General features: G+C 70.2%; 18 protein-coding genes and 2 pseudogenes. 11 read left to right on the top strand and 9 right to left on the bottom strand.

Annotation, left to right across the window (positions count from 1 at the left end):
- Positions 1–87: 87 nt before the first annotated feature.
- Together ACYQ77_RS35240 and ACYQ77_RS35235 are read right to left on the bottom strand one after the other, a co-directional pair.
- Positions 88–336 (bottom strand): annotated as a pseudogene (locus ACYQ77_RS35240) (hypothetical protein); the annotation flags it as partial.
- Positions 227–2,146 carry a GmrSD restriction endonuclease domain-containing protein gene (locus ACYQ77_RS35235; RefSeq protein ID WP_459719379.1) on the bottom strand — a complete coding sequence of 640 codons (1,920 nt, stop codon included), beginning with the start codon at positions 2,144–2,146 and terminating at the stop codon, positions 227–229. The pseudogene ACYQ77_RS35240 and the gene ACYQ77_RS35235, both read right to left, overlap by 110 nt.
- A gap of 104 nt (positions 2,147–2,250) precedes the next feature.
- On the opposite strand from ACYQ77_RS35235, the gene ACYQ77_RS35230 reads away from it, so the two are divergent.
- The 3 genes and pseudogenes from ACYQ77_RS35230 (at position 2,251) to ACYQ77_RS35220 (ending at position 5,481) form a co-directional block, all read left to right on the top strand.
- Positions 2,251–4,551 (top strand): helicase-associated domain-containing protein, encoded by a 2,301-nt coding sequence (locus tag ACYQ77_RS35230; RefSeq protein ID WP_459719377.1) that lies wholly within the window; start codon positions 2,251–2,253, stop codon positions 4,549–4,551.
- A 334-nt stretch (positions 4,552–4,885) separates the two neighbouring features.
- A pseudogene (locus ACYQ77_RS35225) lies at positions 4,886–5,302 on the top strand (hypothetical protein); the annotation flags it as partial.
- Between the two features lie 44 nt (positions 5,303–5,346).
- Positions 5,347–5,481 (top strand): hypothetical protein, encoded by a 135-nt coding sequence (locus ACYQ77_RS35220; RefSeq protein WP_459719439.1) that lies wholly within the window; start codon positions 5,347–5,349, stop codon positions 5,479–5,481.
- 98 nt (positions 5,482–5,579) lie between these two features.
- Here ACYQ77_RS35220 and ACYQ77_RS35215 read toward each other — a convergent pair whose 3' ends face one another.
- Positions 5,580–5,726, bottom strand: coding sequence for a hypothetical protein (locus tag ACYQ77_RS35215; RefSeq protein WP_459719376.1), 147 nt, complete (start codon positions 5,724–5,726; stop codon positions 5,580–5,582).
- Positions 5,727–5,815: 89 nt separating this feature from the next.
- On the opposite strand from ACYQ77_RS35215, the gene ACYQ77_RS35210 reads away from it, so the two are divergent.
- From ACYQ77_RS35210 to ACYQ77_RS35195, 4 genes are all read left to right on the top strand, one after another.
- Entirely contained in the window at positions 5,816–6,031 is a 216-nt protein-coding gene (locus ACYQ77_RS35210) for a hypothetical protein (protein WP_459719374.1), read from the top strand.
- Between the two features lie 8 nt (positions 6,032–6,039).
- The gene (locus ACYQ77_RS35205) at positions 6,040–7,263 is read left to right on the top strand and encodes a plasmid pRiA4b ORF-3 family protein (protein WP_459719372.1); all 1,224 of its coding nucleotides are present in this window, start codon (positions 6,040–6,042) and stop codon (positions 7,261–7,263) included.
- 26 nt (positions 7,264–7,289) lie between these two features.
- Entirely contained in the window at positions 7,290–7,877 is a 588-nt protein-coding gene (locus tag ACYQ77_RS35200) for a DUF7711 family protein (RefSeq protein ID WP_459719370.1), read from the top strand.
- A 534-nt stretch (positions 7,878–8,411) separates the two neighbouring features.
- The gene (locus tag ACYQ77_RS35195) at positions 8,412–8,894 is read left to right on the top strand and encodes a hypothetical protein (protein ID WP_459719368.1); all 483 of its coding nucleotides are present in this window, start codon (positions 8,412–8,414) and stop codon (positions 8,892–8,894) included.
- Between the two features lie 3 nt (positions 8,895–8,897).
- On the opposite strand, the gene ACYQ77_RS35190 is transcribed toward ACYQ77_RS35195, so the two are convergent.
- Genes ACYQ77_RS35190 through ACYQ77_RS35175 form a run of 4 tightly spaced genes read right to left on the bottom strand, consistent with a single transcriptional unit; the run spans position 8,898 to position 13,004 of the window.
- Complete coding sequence (locus ACYQ77_RS35190) at positions 8,898–9,911, bottom strand: LacI family DNA-binding transcriptional regulator (protein ID WP_459719366.1); 1,014 nt, start codon at positions 9,909–9,911, stop codon at positions 8,898–8,900.
- Between the two features lie 37 nt (positions 9,912–9,948).
- Positions 9,949–10,767, bottom strand: coding sequence for a carbohydrate ABC transporter permease (locus ACYQ77_RS35185; protein ID WP_459719364.1), 819 nt, complete (start codon positions 10,765–10,767; stop codon positions 9,949–9,951).
- The gene (locus ACYQ77_RS35180) at positions 10,764–11,693 is read right to left on the bottom strand and encodes a carbohydrate ABC transporter permease (protein WP_459719362.1); all 930 of its coding nucleotides are present in this window, start codon (positions 11,691–11,693) and stop codon (positions 10,764–10,766) included. Before ACYQ77_RS35180 ends, ACYQ77_RS35185 begins: the two co-directional genes overlap by 4 nt.
- Positions 11,694–13,004, bottom strand: a complete 1,311-nt coding sequence (locus tag ACYQ77_RS35175) for an ABC transporter substrate-binding protein (protein WP_459719360.1) — start codon at positions 13,002–13,004, stop codon at positions 11,694–11,696. It abuts the gene before it with no gap.
- Positions 13,005–13,220: 216 nt separating this feature from the next.
- Here ACYQ77_RS35175 and ACYQ77_RS35170 point away from each other — a divergent pair, with 216 nt between their 5' ends.
- Genes ACYQ77_RS35170 through ACYQ77_RS35160 form a run of 3 tightly spaced genes read left to right on the top strand, consistent with a single transcriptional unit; the run spans position 13,221 to position 17,343 of the window.
- Positions 13,221–15,425, top strand: coding sequence for a glycoside hydrolase family 3 N-terminal domain-containing protein (locus ACYQ77_RS35170; RefSeq protein WP_459719358.1), 2,205 nt, complete (start codon positions 13,221–13,223; stop codon positions 15,423–15,425).
- Positions 15,425–16,489: a Gfo/Idh/MocA family protein gene (locus ACYQ77_RS35165; RefSeq protein WP_459719356.1), complete on the top strand. Its 1,065-nt coding sequence runs from the start codon at positions 15,425–15,427 to the stop codon at positions 16,487–16,489. The genes ACYQ77_RS35170 and ACYQ77_RS35165 overlap by 1 nt, the downstream gene beginning before the upstream one ends.
- Positions 16,480–17,343: a DUF6807 domain-containing protein gene (locus ACYQ77_RS35160; protein ID WP_459719354.1), complete on the top strand. Its 864-nt coding sequence runs from the start codon at positions 16,480–16,482 to the stop codon at positions 17,341–17,343. Before ACYQ77_RS35165 ends, ACYQ77_RS35160 begins: the two co-directional genes overlap by 10 nt.
- Positions 17,344–17,876: 533 nt before the next feature.
- Here the strand turns inward: ACYQ77_RS35160 and pcaDC are convergent.
- The gene (pcaDC, locus tag ACYQ77_RS35155; RefSeq protein WP_459719352.1) at positions 17,877–18,992 is read right to left on the bottom strand and encodes a bifunctional 3-oxoadipate enol-lactonase/4-carboxymuconolactone decarboxylase PcaDC; all 1,116 of its coding nucleotides are present in this window, start codon (positions 18,990–18,992) and stop codon (positions 17,877–17,879) included.
- On the bottom strand, positions 18,989–19,762 hold the full coding sequence (locus ACYQ77_RS35150) for a PIG-L family deacetylase (protein ID WP_459719350.1): 774 nt from the start codon (positions 19,760–19,762) through the stop codon (positions 18,989–18,991). The genes pcaDC and ACYQ77_RS35150 overlap by 4 nt, the downstream gene beginning before the upstream one ends.
- Positions 19,763–19,852: 90 nt before the next feature.
- Between ACYQ77_RS35150 and ACYQ77_RS35145 the strand changes: the two genes are divergently transcribed.
- Complete coding sequence (locus tag ACYQ77_RS35145; RefSeq protein WP_459719348.1) at positions 19,853–21,067, top strand: DUF4241 domain-containing protein; 1,215 nt, start codon at positions 19,853–19,855, stop codon at positions 21,065–21,067.
- Positions 21,068–21,666: the final 599 nt, after the last annotated feature.

Genomic DNA, 21,666 nt, shown 5'->3' with positions numbered 1-21,666 from the left:
AGGGACGGGCGCTGTGGGCCGAGCTGCCGGCTGAACCTCGGTGCTGAAGTTCGTGATCGGGCTACCGAAGTTGTCCCGGCGGATGAGGCCCTCGGCCGCGAGCTGCCTGCACGTCTGGTTGATCGTCTGGTGCGACGCCCCGGTCAGCCTTGCCAGTTCGGCATCAGTGAGGCCATCGGGGTTCTTGGCCAGCAGAACCAGAACTTCGTCTCGTCTGGTGATGATCTCAGTCCTCTTCGTCTCCCTCGGCCGGCACGCCGTCCTCCTGGTCGTCGGGCTCGGGTTCGAACGCCTCCGGGCCCTCCGCCGGACGTTGGTCCTCGCCGTCCCAGTCACGGTTCACGTGTTTGCCCATCGCGCCTTCGATCAGGCCCACGAGCGCCTGGCGCCGTGCGGTGAAGTAGCCGTCGAAGTCACCTGACCGCAACGTCGCGGGGTCGATCGCGTGAGTGCGAACGATGTCGTCGACCTGGTCGGGTGTCAGCCCGTTGCCGTCGAGCTTCCTCATGTACTCCTTCGGAGACTGCCCGCCGAGCTGGATGTTCGTCTTCTTCCCCAGCGGTGTCTTGTTGATGATGCTCTCGCGATACGCCGGGGCGATCCCGTTGTCAAGGCACCACTTCCGGGGGAAAACGTGATGAACGTCGATCTTCAGGCTCTCGTAGGACGCCTTGTCGATGACCTGGTGAAACTTCCAGTCGACACATGGCTTGTCCTGCGCCATCAGCAGCGCGTACACGCCCTTGTAGGCGGCGGCGTTCTTCGTGCGCAGCGAGAGCAGTCGTGACTCCGCGAACTGTGCACGGCTGACGGTGTCCGGTACGGGCGCCGTGGCACCGGTCTTCGCCGCGACCGCCCAGGCTGGCATCTGTTCGGCGTCGCGGGCGACCTTCGTCTCGATGGTGCCGCCGTACTGCTCGCCCAGCACCCCGCACCAGAACCACTGACGCACGCGGGCGCGAACGGCGTACAGGTCGATGTCCTCGCCGAGCAGCACCCGGATAACCGCGAGCGCGGTCACCTGCGCGCGGTAGGGCAGGTTCCCCGCGGTGTGGATGTGTTCACCGTTGAGGAAGTGGGCGACCCACGGCAGCGCGTCCCGCAGCTGGCTCGACCACGGGAGGTAGTCGGCGAGGTCCATCGCGAGGATGTCCTCCTTGCGCGCGCTGGTGGCGGTGGGCTTCGGTTTGCCCGCCGCCAAGTCGCGTTGTCGCTTCGCGAGCGTCACGAGCACCGACACGGCCTGCAGGAAGTCGGTGTTCTGGAACCCCGCGAGCACCGAGTGGTGGCCGATGACCGCTGCGGTGGTGTCCCAGTCCTCGGCAAGCCGGAAGTCGGTGCTGTGTTCGGCGTAGTAGGCGGCGTCACCGGCGAACGTGGCGGTCAACAGCTCGAAGACGTTGAGCGGCAGGCCACCGGTGTTGACCTTCTCGAAAACGGTCGCCACCGCTTCCTTGCTGGTCTGCGCGGGCAGCAGGATCGCCGGGATCCGGTACTGGTTGATCCCGGCGAGCACCTGGCCGTTGAACCTGGCCATCACCTCGCCACGGGCGGCTGCGTGCTCCGGTCCTTTGGCGTTCATGTAGCCGATGAGCCAGGTCATGGGGCCGTTCGGGCGGAACAACTCGACGAACGGCATGATGCCCTGTTGCTGCTGGAGTTCGGTCGTGGACAGGTCGGTCACGACGTCCTTGCCGAAGTTCTCGGTGATCCGGCCGTCGGCCGGGACGGAACGGACCGCTTCGTCCTGGTCACGCGCGTCACCCAGCGACTTCTCGATGTCGAGGAAGTAACGCCGTTGCAGCTTCTTCTTGCGCTCGTCCTCGGTGTCGACCACCCCGTCGCCGGAGAGCGCCTGGAAGAGCGATGTCGTGCGCTGCTGCCCGTCCAGCAGGAGAAGGCCCGGCGCCTGGCTCGCTCCGGTGACACCGGTGATGGGTTTCGGCTTGAACCGGACCTGGTCGCCACCCGCTTCCAGTGCCATGAGGACGCCCATGGGGTGACCGCGGAGGATCGTCACCAGCAGCGACCGGATCCGCTCGTCGTCCCACTTGTAGGACCGCTGGAAGTCGGGCAGCTGGAGGTGACCCGATGCGGCCCATTCGAGCAGGTTCGTAACGGAGTAATGCGGGGTCTGAAAACTCATGCCTCGTCCTCGTCGACTGAACGGTCCCGGCGAGTGTCGATGTTCGCAGTCGATCCGTTACCGCGCGCGGAGACCGGTGTGACGGTGAGACACAATGTCGAGGCATGAGTGACGTGTCGTTCGCCCGACATCTGTCCACTCTGGACAAGGACGCACTGGTCCGGTTGCTGGTCTCGCGTCCTGACGTGCGTCGGGAGCCGGTGCCGTCCGGGTTCCGGCAGTTGGCGCAGCGGCTCGGCGGAGCCGGGTCCGTCGTTCCGGCGCTGCACACGCTCTGCCGGGACACGATGGTCGTCGGGCAGGCGGTGGCCGTGCTCGGTAACGCGGTGACCGTGGCGGCGGTCGCCGCGTTGCTGGGAGCCGGCGAACAGACCGTGCGGGACGAGGTGGCCACCCTGTGTGCGATTGGGCTGGCCTGGACGGAGAGGGAGACCATCCACCTGCCCGCCGTCCTGCGGGAACACTGGGCCGACGAGATCGGCGGTGGGCGGCCGGTGGTCAAACTGGCCGGGACGGCGCTCGTCGACGAGGTGCGTGCCTGCCTGTCCGCGCTGGGTGTCGAGGCGGCCGGGTTGCGCAAGCCCGAGCTGGTCGCGCGGCTGGGCGAGGCGATGGCCGATCCGCGGTCGTTGGGGGAGGTGATCCGCGGACTTCCGGCACCGGCGTGGGCGCGGCTGGCGGAGCTGCGGCTTGGTGACTTCGGGATCATGTTCGGCTTCGGCGCCCCGCGAGGCCGGGTCGACCCGACCGACGTGCTGGTCGAGACCGGTCTCGTGCTGCGATCAAACCTGCGGCCCGAGGTGCCGAGGGAGGTGGCGGTCGCTGCCTGGCTGGTGGAGAACGAACTCCGGCTGACCGGGCGGCCCGTGATTGCCGCCGCTGCCGGACTGTCCGGCACTGCGGCCGTGGCCGCGGCTCGAGAGGCGGTACGCGTCGTGACGACCCTCCTCGACGAGGCCGGACGCAAGCCGGTCGCCGCGTTGAAGAAGGGTGGGGTCGGGACACGGGAACGTGCTCGGCTCGCCAAACACCTCGGGACTTCCGACGACGTGTTGGCGTTGTGGATCGACCTCGCGTACGCGGCCGGGTTGCTCGGGGACGTGGACGGCGGCTACGCCCCCACCGGCGCCTTCGGACCGTGGCGGGAGGCCGCGCCCGGAGCGCAGTGGGCCGTCCTCGCGGTCGCATGGCACGGCATCGAGCACGCGCCGTTGATGCGGGAGATCGACGGCGACCGGGAGCTGCCGCCGCCGCTGCCGTTGATGTCCATGGCGGGGGACATGCGGCGGGCGATGCTGCGGGAGGCCCGCGCTGGGCTCTCGGTGCGTGGTGTCGGCGCCGAGATCGACTGGTTCTGCCCGCTGCACGGTTACGAACCGGGGGCCAGGGACGAGAAGATCGCCGCCACGGTACGGGAGGCTGAACTGCTCGGAGTCGTCGCGGGCGATCGGGTGACCGACCTCGGCGAAGCCGTGCTGGCCGCTGTCGAGACCGGTGGAGACGTCGTCGCGGACGCGGCCGGGCGCTGCGCGGCCCTGCTACCGGAGGCCGAATGCACGGTGATCCTCCAGTCCGACCTCACCGTGGTCGTCACGGGGCAGCCGTCGGCGGCCGTGTCCCGGCTGCTCGCCGCGGCCGCCGTTAACGAAACGCGCGGCGACGCGGCCATCTGGCGGTTCACCCGGGCCAGCGTCCGGGCCGCGCTCGACGCGGGCTGGTCGGCCGACGAACTGCTCGCCGAGCTGACGACCGTCGCGGATCGGGCCGTGCCCCAGCCGCTGGAGTACCTGGTCACCGACGCCGCTCGCAGGCACGGGCAGGTGCGGGTGCGGGAGACGCGGTCGGTCGTGGTCGCCGACGAGGCACTCGCCACCGAGATCCTCAACACCCGGGAACTGGCGAAGCTGCGGCTCAGCCGGGTCGCGCCCACCGTGCTGACCAGCCCGCACCAGCTGGACCACGTGCTCGAGCGGTTGCGCGTGGCGGGGCTGTCCCCGGTCGGCGAGAAGCCCGACGGCACCGCGGTCGTCGAGCGTCGCGAGGAGCACCGTGCGGAGGAGGTCGGCGTCGTCACCGTACGGCCGATGGTCGACGCCGGGGAGCTGGCCCGGCGACTGCTCGCCGACCCCGAGGGTGACCCCGAGGCGCAGCGGAGCGGGACCTTCGAGCTGATCGCCAGGCTCAACCCGCGTCTCGACGAGGCCGAGCTGGTGCTCATGAGCCATGCCGTGGACAACCAGGACGACGTGTTGATCTCGTACGTCGACAAGAACGGCAGTCACAGCGTCCGGCAGATCCGGCCACAGCAGCTCTTCGACCGGTGGCTGCACGCGTTCTGCTACCTGCGGGACGCCGACCGCGAGTTCGCCGTCGCCAACATCGAGTCGGTGGCGCCCGCGCCCTGAATCACGCGCCCGACAACGTCGTCCAGTACCTTCTGAACTCGCGTCCGCCTGCCCTGTCCTCGCGGCCGCCGTTCGTCTGGCCGAATGGGTCGGTGTGGTCGCGGACAAGCGGGCTGCGCAGTCAGGCAAACTGGATGATCCACTCGGCTCGTGGCGCCTAATCGGTGCCCTCGGAGACGAGGCGGTCGCCGCGTTTCGCGCCGTCGAACGGGTGCCCAAGCGCGCCGCGCACGTCCGGTCGATGGCCTACCAGTACGAGCAGGCGCGGAGCCGCCCACAGCGGTTCTGGCCCGGCTCGCCACCGAGTACGCGCACGCCGACCTGACCCGCCACGGTGTCGCCGCGGCCCGCTACGCCTCGATGGAGTTCCTCGGCAGGGTCGACGTCGAGCGGATCGCCGACAGTGGGCACCCGCACGCCAGGGACGTCGCCGAAGCCCTCGCCACTGTGGAGGGGAAGCCGGTGCCGGTTCAGCAGCTCAAGGTTCGTTGTACCGGGACTGCTGGCGACGCGTGCTACTTCCGGAGAACGCCAGGCTCGGGTTGCTCCATCACGTGATCACGGTGTTGTTCGGTTGGGACGACACCACTTGCACGTGTTCACCGTGGGACGTCACCGCTACGCCGATCCGATCCACGGGCTCGAGGAAACGGAGTCCGAGGACGCGATGCCGTTGCACCGGGCGCTGCCCGGGCCCGGTGCGTCGCTCTCCCACGTCTACGACTTCGGTGCGAGCCGGGGGCACGAGATCGTGCTGGAGAAGGTGCTGGACGGGCATCCGCTGGCACACCCGCAGTGCGTCTCACCGGCGAGGGTGACAACCCGATCGAGTACTACGACCAGGAAGACCCGGTGGATCCGGAGCCGCTCGATGTCGGGGCCGTCAACACGCGGCTGCGGCACCTGGTCACGCATGCGGAGGATTGGTGAGAGGCTGGCCGCGTGAGCCCGGTCAGCAGGGGACGTAAACGCAAACCGAAGAAGTCTGGACGCAGGACGGTTCAGCGGTCTGTTCCCGTCCGGGATGTTCACCTGCCGGACCTGCCGGACCTGCCGACCGACGAGGAGACCGCCGACCGGCGGGCGTTCGTGGTGCCGCACGGCAGCGCGGTGATCGACGGTGAGCGGGTCGACGGGCTCGATCCCGCCGACCCGGACGAGCGGTCGCTGCTCATCCAGGCCGAGCACCCGGAGTTCGCGGAGTACCTGGCTGACTCGTCGTGGCAGGGTGAGATCGACGGGACGAACCCGCGGTTCCCACGAGGTGATCGCCAACCAGCTGTGGGCCGACGAGCCGCCCGAGGTGTGGCAGGCGGCCAAGCGGCTGCGTGAACAGGGCATGGAACGGCACGACATCCTGCACGAGCTGGCCGGCGTGATGGCCGAGCACATGCAGCCGACCATGCTCCGGGGTGAACCGTTCGACGAGGACGCCTACCGACGGGCGCTGGCCGGCCTGGCGTCGCCGGGTCAGGGGTGAGCGCCGCGATGTCCGAGCTGGCCGAGCAGGTGCGTGCGTTCGTGGAGTGGATTGGCGAGGGCCGCAAACTGACCGCCACGGGGCAGATCACCATGGCCGACGCTCGGACGCTGGTGAATGCGCTGGGTACCGGTGACACCATCGACCCCGCCATCGGCGACCGCGTGTACCGGACCGGATCGAGCCAGGAACTGGCTGACCTGACGCTCGTCGTGGAATGGGCGAAAGCGGCGCGGCTGGCGCGGAAGACCGGCAACCGGCTGGTCCCAGTCAAGAAGAACGCGGCGCTGCTCGACGACCAGGGGGCGCTGTGGCTGAGGCTGTTCACGACGTTCCAGCGGATGGGCGAGGTGATCCTGTATCCGGGGTTGAGCGAGTCGCCGCTGCGCGTGGAGTTTGCGAGCGTCACCCGTGTGATGTTGCGCCTGTTGCACCGGACTGACCAGCCGGTCGCACGTCTGCGTGCGATGGCGTGGGATGTCGCGACCGCGCCGTACGTGCTGGATGACGCCACCGAGTTCCAACTCGGCCTCTTGCGCAGGACCAACGACCGCGACGCCGAGCGCACCCTCGACGTCCTGCGCCGGTTGGGCGCGGTGACGATCGAGGACGGGACGGCGGCGCTGACCGAGCTTGGCCGGTCCGGCATGCGCACGCTGCTGGGCGAGCCTGAACCCGGTGATCCCGTGTTCCAGCTCAAGATCACCCTGTCGGGAACGGACGATCCGCCGGTGTGGCGGCGAGTGCTGGTGCCTGCCGCGATCCGGCTCGATCGCCTGCACCAGGTAATCCAGGCCGTGATGGGGTGGCAGGACGCGCACCTGCACGTCTTCAGCGACGGGCAGACCCACTACGGCGTGCCGGATCCGGAACTGGGTTACCAGGACGAACACGCGGCGAAGCTTAACGACCTCGTGGCACCGGGCCGCCGGCTCGAGTACACCTACGACTTCGGGGACTGTTGGGACCACGAGATCCTCGTCGAGGAATCGAGCGCCTTCGGGCTCGGCGAACGGTGTCCGCGGTGTGTGGCCGGGCAGGGAGCGTGCCCGCCGGAGGACTCCGGCGGTGTGGGTGGATACGCGCACCTGGTGGCGGTCCTCGCCGATCCCGGCCACGAGGAGCACCGGTTCATGCTCGAGTGGCTCGGGCTCGACAGTCGCGCACAGTTCGACCCCGCCCACTTCGAGCCGGAGGACGCCAACCTGCGTTTGGCTGCCGGGATCGGCTGAGGGGACGGTCCACGTGCGTTACCAGCGTGCCGTGCAGCGGCTTCGGATGCTGGCCGAGGCGTGCCAGCACCACGACCTGGCCGCCGGACGAGCGCTTCCTCCTCGAGGCCTACGTGTTCGGTGAGGTGCTGAAGGGCGACGACCCGCTCGACCACGTCAAGGTCGCGCTGGTGCTGAACCTGCCGTCCGAGGAAGTGCCGTGGGAGTCGCAGCCGGACGGGACGGGCTGGCTCGTCAACACGCTCAGGCTCGACAAAGGCGGGTTCGCGTACTGGTGGCGTTCCCACCAGGACCCGGTGTGGAACCACTACATCCGCGAGCCGGTGCGGTTCTGGTCTGTCGACGGTCCCGACGAGGACGTCCTGCGGGCACTGGCGGAGCGCCGGTTCTCCGACCTGCCCCGGTTGACGGCGACGGCGGACGAGGTGCGTGGCCACACCGCCGCCGCGCTCGCCGCCGCCTTGGCCCGCCTGCGTGAGGTGCACGCGAACTACTGGGAACGCGACTGGCGTCGGCAGCACCGCGGCAACTACCGGTACCCGGAGAACGCCCTTTGGGAAGCGGTGGACGGCTACCTCGACCTCTTGGATGCGGCACGGCCGTCCGACGAGTGAGGCTGTCACTGCCATGCACTGGCATGTCGCCGGTGTCTCGTGGTCGGAAGAAGAAAAAGAAGAGTCGGGGCGCGCCGCGTCCTCGTTCTTACAGAAAGCTGCTTCGGGGCGGCCAGTGGGCGGCCGCAGTGGTTCGGGGCGGCGCTCCAGGGGGTGCTTGACGGGGCCACGGCGCTCGGTTCAGCGGCCGGCCCGGCGGGAAGTCGAGCAGATCACGGCCAAGTTGATCGGGCCGAATCGCATCGCCTGAGCAGGCGGAGGTGTGCCGCAAGGCGTTGCAGGGGATTGCGGATGCAGCAGAGGGGCTGGACGACCTCCTGCACATCTCGGCGACCGGTGAGGTGCTACGGATGCGGGACGCTTACGGCACGAGGTTCGGGGAGGTCGCGGGCTTCTCGTACGGCGACACGCCGGTCGTGTGCCTGTTCGACATCGATGGGTCGGAGTCGGTACGGCTGCTTTCGCCGGTGTCTTCGACGACGTTGACCAGGCTGTCGCTGCCTGGCGCGCGGAGGTCGGGCGTCGGTGGGCGGGGTGACGCCGCGACCGGTCGGTGGGCTTGCGGACCTGCCGTGCCTGACCGAACTCGCGATCGGCGACCTTCACATCGTCGGTGACGAGTCCCGCGTGATGATGGACAACTGGTTCCGGGTACAACGCCGCGTCGACGACCTCGCGGACCTGCTGCCTCCCGCGGCGTCGCTGTACGACATCGACGCCACGCCGATGGTCGCCGCATTCACGGCCTGGTACGAGCACCAGCGCGGTGCGGAACCTGCCCCCGACGCCGTGGCCTCGTTGGCGGAGCAGTGGATGGAAGGCGTCCTGCCCGAAACCTGGTACTCGGTGTCCCCGCTGCGGATCCGCACACAGCGCGCGTTGATCGGCGACTGGCTGCCTGGCGACCCGGTGACGCTTGCCACGCAGGACCTGCCACCGGACTGGGCTACCTGGCTCAGCGAACGTGCGAAGGTCCCTGACCACCTGCGGGAGCGGGTGCTGGCCGCGACGAAGTAGAACTCAGGTCGTGAGCGGTGCTGTGCTGTTGCGGACGATCAGGTCCGTTGCCAGTTCCACCCGTGGGCTGTCCGTCTCCTCGCCGCGGGACAGCCGCAGCAGCATGCGAGCAGCCAACGTCCCCATCTCCGCCAGCGGCTGGCGGACCGTGGTCAACGGTGGCGATGCCCAGCGGGCTTCCGGAAGGTCGTCGAAGCCGACCACGCTCACGTCGTCCGGGACGCGCAAACCCTGCTGCCGCAGGCCTTCGTACACGCCGAACGCCATCTGGTCGCTCGACGCGAAGATGGCAGTGGGTGGCTCGGGGAGGGACATCAGCGCGGTCGCGCCACGGAAACCCGACTCGTGGTAGAAGTCGCCCGGTTGGATCAGTTCGTCGGCTACCGGCAGGCCTGCCGCGTCGAGGGCGGCTCGGTAGCCGTCCAGGCGGGCGCGGCTGCACAGCAGCGACGTCGGGCCCGCGATGAAGCCGATCCGGCGGTGGCCCAGGGACGTGAGGTGCTCCGTCGCGGCTCGGCCGCCTGCCCAGTTCGTCGCGCCGATGGTCGGGACCTCCAGCGCCGGGCCGCCCGCCGGGTCGATCACGACAGCCGGGACGTTCAGGCGACGTAATTCTGCCTGGTGGGAGGGCTGCAGTGTGGACGTCACCAGGATCACGCCGTCCGACTTCCTTGCCCGGAGGTTGTCCAGCCACTGGCGGGTGGCCGCTGAGTGGCGGTGGATCGCGCTGACCACGGTGCCTACCTGGGCCGCGTGGGCGACGTCCTCGACGCCGCGGATGATCTCCACCGCCCACGGGCTGTCCAGGTCGTTGAAGACCAGGTCGACCAGGCCCGCGTGTTCGCCCCGCCGGGAACCTCTGCGCTGGTAGCCGTGCTGGGCCAGCAGCGCCTCGATGCGCGCCCTGGTCGTCGGGGACACGTCTGACCTGCCGTTCAGCACCCTGGACACGGTGGGCACCGACACGCCTGCTTCCGCTGCGATGACGTTGATCGTCACCTTGCGTTCTTTCGCCACGTCGCACTCCCCGAAACGTTCCGAAACTTTCGGAATACTACTTGCTGCCCATGCCTGCGAGGCCCGCGATCAGCCACCGGCGCGCCACCAGGTACAGGACGAACACCGGCAGGGCGGTGAGCATGACCGCCATCATCATCCCCGGCACGTTGATCTGGAACTCCTGCTTGTAGCTGGTCAGGCTGAGCGTGAGCACCCGCATCGACGGGTCCTGCGTCAGCACCAGCGGGAACAGGAACTGGTTCCACGCGCCCAGCGCGGTATACGTGCCGACCGCGGCGATCGCGCCCTTCGACATCGGGATGACGAGCTGCCACAGGATCCGGAACGGGCCTGCGCCGTCGACGGTCATCGCGTCGTACAGCTCGTTGGACACGTCCCGCAGCGAACCGACGAGGACCAGGATGACCAGCGGTAACCCAAAAGCAACAGTGGGCAGGATGATCGCGGTCAGCGAGTCGTACAGCTGCATCCGGTTGATGATCAGGTACAGCGGGATGATCGTCGCCTGCGCCGGGATCGCGAGGCCGGCCAGGAACACGCGGAACATGGCGCCGGAGAACCAGCTCATGGACCGGACGATCGCGTACGCGGCGGGGATGGCGATCACGAGCGTCAGTGCCACGGAAGCAGCGGTGACGATCGCGGTGTTCAGCAGGTAGCGCATGAACCCGCTGTCGAACACCTCTGCCACGTTGGCGAACGTGATCGAGCCGGGCAGTGCGAGCGGGCCGCGGTCGAGGAAGCTGTCCCTCGTCTGCAGGCTCCACGACACCATCGCGTAGACGGGCACCCCGACGATCACGAGCCACACCGCGGCCATCAGACCCGCGAGGTAGTTCGGCCTGGTCTTCACAGCCCCTCCATGGTGGACCGCATCTTCGCGAAGCCGGAGAACCGCACGATGAGCAGCGAGATCGTCGTCGCCACGAGCACCAGCACGGACGCGATCGCGGACGCGTACCCGAACTCGTAGGACCGGAACGACCGGAAGTACATCTCCAGCGGCAGCGTGCGCGTCGACGTGCCGGGCCCGCCGTTCGTCAGCAGGAAGATGGTCTCGAAGTAGGTCAGGGAACCCACGATCATGATCGTCGACGACGTGATGACCGTGTTCCGCAGCTGCGGCAACGTGATGTACCAGAACGTGTACCAGCGCCCCGCACCGTCCACTGTGGCCGCGTCGTACATGACCTTGGGGATGTTCCGCGCCGCCGCCTGGTACAGCAGGGTGTGGAACGGGATGAACTGCCAGCCGACCACGATGACGATCGCCGTGACCGCGCCGGACGTGGTGCCGAGGATGTTGCGGAACGGCTCCAGCCCGCGGCCGATCCCGACGTACGGGTCGAACATCCGGTTGAACAGCAACGCGATCGCGGCCGTCGACAGCAGCAGCGGCAGGAAGAACAGCGCCGACAGCACGGCCCGGTTGCGCTGCGGCCCGGCCGCCCACACGCCGAGCAGGATGGACAGCGGCGTCTGCGTGACCCAGAAGAGCACGGTCAGCAGCAACGTCGTCGACGTGACGTCCCAGATCGCGTCGTTGTCGAACATGCGCACCCAGTTGTCCACGCCGACGAACGCGGGCGTGCCGATGCCGCTCCAGTCGGTCAACGACAGGTACAGCACGAGGACCAGCGGGAACGCCGCGAACAGGCCGAAGAACACCGCGGCGGGCAGGAGGTACCAGGAGCCGGGGCGGTTCACACGCCGGGTGCGCCGCCGCGACGGCGCCGGTGCGGTCCGCACCGGCGCCCGCGACTCCGTCATGACCGCCATCTACGCCGCGTCCTCGTTCGCCTTGACGAACCCGGCCGCGTCCAGCTCACCGAGGAACACCTTCGACAGCGCGTCGAGCATCGGCTGCGCCTGCGCGCGTTCGATGGCCTGGTCCCAGGACAGCTGGAACGTCGGCGCCTGCGTGACCATGTCGTAGACGACCTTGGCGAACGCCGGGTCCGCGGCCTTGTCCATCTTGTCCTCGAGCCCGGTCACCGCCGGCACGTCGCCCATCTCGAGCCACTGGTCGATGTAGGCGTCGGACGCCATCTCCTGCTTCAGGAACTCGATCGCCGCGTCGACGTGCTTCGAGTCCTTGCTGACGGAGAAGTAGTTGGTGGGGTTGCCGACGATCGCCTTCGGGTCGCCGACCCCGCCGTCGACGGTCGGGAAGGTGGTGAAGCCCTGGTCGTTCTTCGCGTACTCCGGCTGGTCGTTGACCTGGTTCGTGTACTCCCACGACCCCATCAGGTGCATCGCCGCCTTGCCCTGCGCGATCAGCGTCGACGCGCCCGCGCCGTCCCACCGCACGGACGCGAAGCTGTCGCCGAAGCCGCCGCGGTCGACCAGGTCGCGGATCATGTCGATGGCCTTCGCGATGGCCGGGTCGCGCCACGCGTTCGGCTCACCCGCGGCGACCTTCTGGAACACCTCGTACCCGCCGATGCGGTCGACGAGGTACTCCGGCCACACCAGTTCGGTCCACGGGTCGCCGCCCGCGAGCGCGAACGGGATGATGCCGTTCGACTTGGCGCGGTCGACGATCCGGATCAGCTCGGTCCACGTCGTCGGCGGCTGCACGCCGAGGTCGGCGAAGACCGCCTTGTTGTAGAACAGGATGATCGGCTGCATGCCGCGGGCGGGCACGCCGTAGTACTTGCCGTCGATGGTGCCCGCCTCGAGGACCGACGGCAGGAAACTGTCCTTCCACGCCTTGTCCTCGTCGAAGTACTTGGTGAGGTCGACCAGGAGGTCGTCGCGGGCGTAGGTGCGGATGCTGCCGCCGCCCCAGTTGTAGAACACGTCCGGCTTGTTGCCGCTGCCCATGGAGACGTGCAGCTTGTCGGTGTAGCCGTCGTTGGGGGACGCGACGATCCGCGCCTTGACGCCGGAGTTCTTGTTGAACCGGTCGACGGCGCCCTCGTGCGCGACGTTCTGGCTCTCCTCCTGGAGAACCCACACCTGGAAGCTGCCGCCGTCGCCGCCCGCGGTGGAGTCAGTGCCGCACGCGCTCGTGCCGAGGACGCTCGCGCCGACACCCGCGCCGAGCAGACCGAGGAAGGATCGTCTGGGTAGCCGATGGGGAACCATGGGCGCGCCTTTCAGAAGTGGCCCGCGCGCCGAGGCGGACAGCAGCTCGCCCCAGCGCGATCAACCTGCCGTAAGTTTCGGAATACATCCGGTAGTTGGCCGGAGATTACGGCGATCGTCTCGGCGAGGTCAATACCTTGATACCGGTACAGGTCGCCGATAACTTGGGCTTCGGTCGGTCGTAACCGATCGAAACTTTCGGGATTGGAGTGCGCGATGCGCGACGAGCCGTGGCGGGATCCGGCGCGCTCAGTCGACGAGCGGGTCGCCGACCTGGTCGGCCGGATGACGCTGCGCGAGAAGCTGGGCCAGCTGTACGGGGTGTGGCTTGGACAGTCCTCTTCGGACGAGGAGGTGGCGCCGTTCCAGCACGAGCTGGTGGACGACGACCTCGACTGGCCCGAGCTGATCAAGAACGGGCTCGGTCAGCTGACCAGGCCGTTCGGCAGCGCGCCGGTCGAGCCGGCCGAGGGGGCGGAACGGCTGGTGCGGCTGCAGCGGGAGGTCATGGCGGCCGGCCGGTTCGGCATCCCCGCCGTCGTCCACGAGGAGTGCCTCTCGGGGTTCATGACCCACGGCGCCACGATCTACCCGACCGCGCTCGCGTGGGGTGCCGCGTGGGACCCGGAGCTGATCGAGCGGGTCGCGGCGACCGTCGGCGCGTCGATGCGGGACGTCGGTGTGCACCAGGGGCTCGCGCCCGTGCTCGACGTGACGCGGGACGTGCGCTGGGGCCGCACCGAGGAGACCATCGGCGAGGACCCGCACCTGGTCACCGCCATCGGCACGGCGTACGTGCGGGGCATGCGGTCGGCGGGGATCATCCCGACGCTCAAGCACTTCGTCGGCTATTCGGCGTCGCGCGGCGCACGCAACTTCGCGCCGGTCGCGGCCGGTCCGCGCGAGGTCGCCGACGTGCTGCTGCCGCCGTTCCTCGCGGCGCTGAAGGAAGGCGCGGAGTCGGTCATGCACTCCTACGCCGACGTCGACGGCGTGCCGCCCGCCGCCGACCGCGCCCTGCTCACCGGGCTGCTGCGGGAGCGGTGGGGGTTCGAGGGGACCGTCGTCTCGGACTACTTCGGCGTCACGTTCATCGAGAAGCAGCACGGTCTCGCCGCCGACGCCGGCGGGGCCGCCGCGCTCGCGCTCACGGCCGGTGTCGACGTCGAGCTGCCGCAGGTGCGCTGCTACGGCACGCCACTGCTGGACGCGGTGCTCGCCGGTGAGGTCCCGGAGTCCGTCGTGGACGCCGCCGTCACCCGCGTGCTGCGGCAGAAGTGCCTGCTCGGCATGCTCGACCCGGGCTGGCAGCCGACCACGACGTCCACTGTGGACTTCGACCCGCCGCCGGCGAGGGCGTTGGCGCGGAAGGTCGCCGAGGAGTCGGTGATCCTGCTCTCGAACGACGGCGTGCTGCCGTTGCGGGACGGTGTGAAGGTCGCGCTCGTCGGCGCGCAGGCCGACACCGACGCGGCGATGCTCGGCTGCTACACGTTCCCGCGCCACATCCCGTCCGCGCCCGACGGTGTCGCGATCCCGACGCTGCGGTCGGCACTGCCGCACGACGTGTACGCCGCCGACGGCCCGGAGGCGGTCGCCGCGGCACGGGACGCCGACGTGTGCGTCGTGGCGCTCGGCGACGAGTCCGGCCTGTTCGGCCGCGGCACCTCCGGCGAGGGCACCGACGCGTCCGACCTGCGCATACCCGGGCACGAGCTGCTGGACGCCGTGCTGGCGACGGGCACCCCGGTCGTCCTGGTGCTGCTGACCGGGCGGCCGTACGCGCTCGGCCAGTACGCGGGCCGGTGCGCCGCGATCGTGCAGGCGTTCTTCCCCGGCGAGGAGGGTGGACCGGCGGTCGCGAACGTGCTGACCGGGCTGGTCTCACCGTCGGGCAGGCTGCCGGTGAGCGTACCGGCCGATCCGTTCGCGCCGCCGTCCCCGTACCTCGGCGCGCCGCTGGCCAGGCTGAACGGCAGCAGCTCGGTCGACCCGACGCCAGCGTTCCCGTTCGGGCACGGGCTGTCGTACACGAGTTTCGAGTGGACGGACGTGACCGGCGACGGGCTCTCGGTCGGCGTGACCGTCACCAACACCGGGGACCGGGACGGCGCCGAGGTCGTGCAGCTGTACCTGCACGACCCGGTCGCGCAGGTCGCCCGGCCCGTGCAGAAGCTGATCGGGTTCGCGAAGGTGTGGCTGGCGCCCGGCGAGTCGCGGCGGGTCCAGTTCGACGTGCCGCCCGAGGCGACCGCGTTCACCGGCCTCGCGGGCACGCGGATCGTGGAGCCGGGTGACGTCGAGCTGTGGCTCGGCGCGTCGAGCGCGGACGTGCGGCACGTCCTGCCCGCGCGCGTCGAGGGTCCGGTGCGTGAGATCTCTCCCGGCGAGGAGCGTGACACGCGCGTTACGGTGACTTGATGGAGCTGTCGTGCGCGATCGTGGGCACCGGCGTGATCGCCGGGTTCCACGCCGAGGCACTGGCGGGCCGGGCCCGCATCGTCGCCGCCACCGACATCGACGCCGCCGCGCTCGCCACGTACGCGTCGAAGTGGTCGGTGCCCTCGGTCTACCCGACCCTGGACGACCTGCTGGAACACGAGAAGCCGGACCTCGCCACGCTGTGCACGCCGCCGGGACTGCACGCGCCGCAAGCGATTGCGTGCCTGTCCCGCGGGGTGTCGGTGCTGTGCGAGAAGCCGCCGGTGCTGAGCCTCGCCGAGCTGGACGCGATCGAGGCCGCGACCGGGGACGCGTTCTTCGCGACCGTGTTCCAGCACCGGTTCGGCAGCGGCGCCGAGCGGCTGCGCGCGCTCGTCGGCGACCCGCGCCTCGGCAGGCCGACCACGGCCGTGTGCCACACGCTGTGGTTCCGCCCGGACGAGTACTTCGCGGTGCCGTGGCGCGGGAAGTGGGCGGTCGAGGGCGGCGGGCCCACGATGGGGCACGGGATCCACCAGTTCGACCTGCTGCTGTCGGTGCTGGGCGAGTGGAGCGAGGTCGTGGCGGTCGCGGCCAGGCAGGCGAAACCGACCGCGACCGAGGATCTGTCGGCCGCGATCGTGACCTTCGAGAACGGCACCGTCGCGACCGTCGTGAACAGCGTCGTGTCCCCGCGTGAGCAGAGCTACCTGCGGTTCGACTTCGAGCACGCGTCGATCGAGCTGGACCACGTGTACGGCTACGCCGACCACAACTGGCGGGTCACGGCCGCGCCGGGACACGAGTCGTCGGTGACGGCGGCGTGGTCGGAAGGGCCGTCGGGCGTGGCGAGCGGGCACAAGGCGCAGTTCGCGGCGGTGCTGGACGCGATGTCGGCGGGCGTGGCGCCGCCGGTCACGCTGCCCGAGACGCGCAGGACGGTCGAGCTGATCGCGGCGATCTACGCGTCGGCGTTCACCGGCGCCCGGGTCCGGCGCGGCGAGCTGACCCCGGACTCGCCGTTCTACCACCGCATGGACGGGACGGGCGCGCCGTGGAACTGACCGACGACGGCGCCGCGCTGACCGCGGTGCACGACGGCGTGCCGCTGTGCCGGTACGTCTACCGGCCGCCGGAGCCGGCGGTGGAGTCGCCGCGGCCGTACTTCCACCCGGTCCGCACGCTGACCGGCGACGAGGTGTCGATCTACCGGCCGCACGACCACGTGTGGCACAAGGGCATCTCGTGGTCGCTGCCGCACGTGGGCACGCAGAACTTCTGGGGCGGGCCGACGTTCGTGCGCGACAAGGGGTACGTGCAGCTGGACAACAACGGGCGGCAGGTGCACCGCGCCCTGTCCATCTCGGGCGGCGCCGTGCGCCAGGAACTGGACTGGCTCGCCGCCGACGGGTCGTCGTGGTTCCACGAGGAGCGCGGGCTGCGGCTGTCGCTTGTGGACGGCGGCTGGGCACTGGTGTTCACGACGGCGATGACGAACGTGACCGACGCGGTGATCCCCATCGGCAGCCCCACGACGGCGGGCCGCCCCAACGCCGGCTACGGCGGGCTGATGTGGCGGGGCCCGCGGTCGTTCACGGACGGCGAGGTGCTGCTGCCGACGGGCACCGGCGGTGACGAGCTGATGGGCTGCCGCGCACCGTGGCTCGCGTACCGCGGCCGGCACGACGGCCACGGCCGGACGTCGACACTCACTTTCGTGGACGCGCCGGGGAACCCGGGGCACCCGGTCATGTGGTTCGTGCGGGCGACGCCGTTCGCGTGCGTGTGCCCGGCGCCGTTCTTCGCCGCGGAGGTACCGGTCGAACCCGGTTCGACGTTGCGGCTGGCATACGCGGTCGTGGTGGCGGACGGGTCACCGCAACCGGAGAAGCTCGTCTCCCAGGTGGACTTCACATAGTTGTCCACAGCCCACCCGGTTGTCCACAGCTCGCGGCTGAGCCCCTGGTTCTGTCGGTGGGTACCGGTAGACTGGCATGGCGGGTGGCCCCCGGGATCGGGTGGGGGTTGGCATCGCGCGCGCGAGCGGTGTGAGCTGACCCGGGATGCCGATCCCGGCATGAGGATGCCGACCTCGGAATGCCGGGCGCGCAGCGCCCGAACCCTGCGAAGCGGGCGAAGCCCCTATCACCCCGTGAGGGGTGCCTGCCATCCCGTCGACCTGGCGAAGCCCGATCACACCGTGTCAAGGGGGTCCGAAGCTCGACGCAACCCCGTGCCCAAGCCGTCGGGCCCCCCTTGACGCGGTGTGATAGCCCCGCGGGAGGTCGACGGGATGGCAGGCAGCCATGGACACCAGTCCTTGCCAACCCAGCCCCGTGCCCGACCCGCCGCCATCCCGGAGACCAGCCCGTCCGGCGAGGACCCCCCGGAGGGAAAACCCAGGCAAGGCACACCCCGGAGAGGGCTGCGCACACTCCGCGCCCCCGGCGTCTACTCCTCTTCGAGCGTTCGTTGCGCGATGGCGAACGCCGCGTTGGCGGCCGGGGCGCCGGTGTACACGGCCGTGTGCAGGAGGATCTCCGCGATCTCCGCCTCGGTCAGGCCGTGGCGGCGGGCCGCGCGGACGTGCATCGGCAGTTCCTCGTGCGCGCGCAACGCGGTCAGCGCCGCCAGCGTCACCGCACTGCGCGTCCTGCGGTCCAGGCCCGGGCGCGACCACACCGAACCCCATGCGCCCTCGGTGATGTACTCCTGGAACGGCCGCGTGAACTCGGTCGTCCGCGCCTCCGCTCGGGCCACGTGCTCGTCGCCCAGCACCTCTCTGCGGGTGGCCATGCCTGCGGCGCGGCGGTCGGGGCGGAGGTGGTCGATGATCAGGCCGGTGAACGCCGTCGGCTGCTCGACGTTCCCCAGGTGCGCGGCGTCCGGGACGATCGCGAACCGCGCGCCGGGGATGGCGTCGGCGATGCGGCGGCCGTGGTCCGGTGGGGTGGCCGGGTCGTCGGCGGCCGCGATCACCAGCGTCGGCGTGGTCACCGTCGGCAGGGAGTCCACAATGGACATCCGCTCGATCGCCGTGCAGCAGGACGCGTAGCCCTCGCCCGGGTGGCTCGCCACCATGTCACGCAGCCACCGCACCCGGTCCGGGTGCTTCTCCTTGAACGACGGCGTCACCCAGCGGTCGACGGCCGCGTCCGCCAGTGGCGCCATGCCTTCCGTCCGCGCGATCCGTGCGCGTTCCCGCCACATCGACGCGGGTCCGAGCGACGCCGACGTGCAGCACAGCACCAGCCGCTCCAGCCGCTCCGGCGCGTTCTCGGCCAGCCACATGCCGACCATCCCGCCGAGTGACAGGCCCACCAGCGAGACGCGCCGCAGGCCGAGCTCGTCGAGCAGCTCCAGCAGGTCCTCCGCCAGCTCCCGCAGCGTGTACGGGCCCGCCGGGGCGGGGGAGCGGCCGTGCCCGCGGTGGTCGTACCTGATCACCTGGAAACCGGCCGCCACCAGCGGCGCCACCTGCGGGTCCCACATGCGCAGGTCGCTGCCGAGCGAACCGGACAGCACCACGGGTGTGCCTTCGCCGGCGACCTCGTGGTGGAGGGTCATGCCATCAGGTCCGTCTCCGTGATGCCGGGGCCCTGACCGGCGCGGATGAACCACTCGGTGCCGAACGCGAACCCGAACGCCTCGTCCGGCAGCGCCAGGAAGAACGACTGCTCGCTGATCTGGCTGGCGTGCGCGCGCATCGCCTTGCGCTTGTGCTCGGTGTACGCGGTGACGTCGACCGCGCACGTGATCTCCTGCTCCGGGGTGCCGAAGTCGGGGCCGAGGTCGGGCATCTCGATCCCGGCGCGCTCGGCGAACTCCCGCTGGCCCGCGAGCGCGCGGTCGCGGTTGATCGTCGACTGGTAGACCTTCGGCGTGCCGGCCAGCTCGGCGGCACGCATGCCGACGCGGTGCACCTGGATGTGGTCGGGGTGGCCGTAGCCGCCGTGGTCGTCGTACACGGTCAGGACGTCCGCGTTCTCCTCGCGCAGGATCGCGGCGAGCTTCTCCGCGGCCTCCTCGACGTCCGCGGTCCAGAACGTGCCGGGCGCGTCGTTGGTGGGTTCGCCCATCATCCCGGAGTCGGTGTACCCGAGGAACTCGACGCGGTCGACGCCGAGGATGTCGGCGGCCGCGTGGGTCTCGACGACGCGGCGCTGCCACAGCTCCTCACCGTCGTCGAGGAAGCCGTCGGGCACTTCGCCCAGCTCACCGCGGGTGGCGACGACGAGGACGACGCGGTGGCCCTCCTCGTGCGCCTTGCGCATGACGCCGCCGCAGGTAATGCACTCGTCGTCGGGGTGGGCGTGGAAGGAAACCAGCGTGGCCATGACCTGAAAACTACGCGAGGTGGGTGCCGCGCGGCTCGTGACGGGGTGGTGTCACTATCCCTGCGTGACCAACGAACGGAGCTTGCCGGAGTGAGCATCAACCCCGAGTTCATCGCCGCCGAAGTCGTCTACTGCGAGGGCTGGGACCCCGGGTCGGGGACGGTCGTGCGGCCACTTCCCGAGTCCGTGGCGCGTGAGCGGGACGCGGCGGGCGAGCAGTACGCCGTGGTGTTGCTGGCCGGGGACGCGCCCCTCGCGCTCGTCGAGGTGTGCTGGCAGGCGCACCACGCCGCCGCCTGGCTGTTCGACGACCACGGCAGGCGCGACCGGCTGGTCGAGCTGCGCCGGTTCCCGACCGCCGACGGGGTGGGCCAGCTCGTGCTGCGCCTCGTCGAGCAGTGGTTGTACACCACGCCCGACCAGCCGGAGTTCGACGCGGACGCGCCGCGGCTGTCGAGCGAGTACAGCCTCGACGGCGACCGCCACGACTGGAACTGGTCGGACGAGGACGACGATGACGTCGAGCTGCTGGAGCTCGCGAAGACGTCCCGGCCGATGCCGCGCTTCGGCGACTGGTCGACGCTCGCGTACCTCGACGAGCTGCTGCAGGCGCCGGTCCGGCTGACGGTCCGCGAGGTCGAGGACGCCGGGCCGGACCCGGCCGAGCTGCCGTGGCAGCCGCCGTCGCCGATGCGGCCCGTCGGCCTGGACGAGGCGTTCACGGCGGGCGCGCGGTTCGAGCTGGACGACGACGGCCGCGAGGTGACGGTCGAGGTCGCCGAGGGCGGCAAGCTGTGGCTGCCGAGCGGCACGCTGGTCGCTGGTGATCCGGACCCGTGGCTGTTCGAGCAGGAGCCGTACGTCGACGTGGTGGAGCCGGGGGAGTACCCGCTGCTGCTGTCGGTCGTCCGGTTCGCCGACGACGCCGAGCACACCCGGGTGGCGGCGGCGAAGCTGGTGGTCGGCGACGCGCCGACGGTCCGCTGGGAGCCCGCACTGCGGGAGGGCGAGGACGTCCGGATGCTCGGCGACGACAGCTACTTCTCGGTCGGCGTCGACGGTGGGTTCCTCGCGCTGGTGGACGCGGAGGTGGCGGAGTCGTACGAGGACGTCATCGAGGACGTCGAGCTGGCGGGGCCGGTGACGGACGTGCCGGAACCGGAGTCGGGCGCGAACCTGCTGGCCGTGGAGACGGGCTGGGGCGACGGCGGCTACCCGGTGTGGGTGGGGCGCGCGGAGTCGGGCGAGGTCACGGCCTTCGTGTTCGACTTCCTGATCCTGCGGCACGCAACGCCGCTGGCCTGATCTGCCGGTGGCCGGGCGGTGGGTCTGCCGCCCGGCCACGGACGGTCGCTTGGTCGCGGATGGCTGCTTGGCCACGGATGGCTGCTTGGTCGCGGATGGCTGCTTGGCCACGGATGGCCGCTCGATCGCGGATGGCTGCTTGGTCGCGGATGGCTGCTTGGCCACGGATGGTCGCTTGGTCGCGGATGGTCGCTTGGTCGCGGGCGGCTGCCTGGCCACGGACGACTGCTCGGCCACGGTCTGCCGCTTAGCCACGGACGGCTGTTTGGTCGCGAACGACCGCTTGGTCGCGGGCGGCTGCTCGGCCACGGACGGCCACTTGGTCGCGGGTTCGGCTTCGGCGGCCGCCGGTCGGGAGACCGATTTCGGTCACCGCCCAGCCGGGGTGGTCGGCCCTGGCGGGCGCATGTCGGTGCCGGTGGTGGCTCGGTAGCGGAAGTCGCCGCCGACGTACTCCGCGGTGTCCACGCCGTCGGGTGACCGGCGTTGGCCTCCGGCCCCCGGTTGCCAGCCTCTCATGGGGCACCGACATTTCCCGGTCGTCGAGCGGGGGTTGTCCACAGGCGACCGAGTTGTCCACAGGTGACACCGACGACGCC

It is taken from the genome of Actinophytocola sp. KF-1, from assembly GCF_054661535.1.
This window is presented reverse-complemented; position numbering and strand designations above follow the sequence as displayed.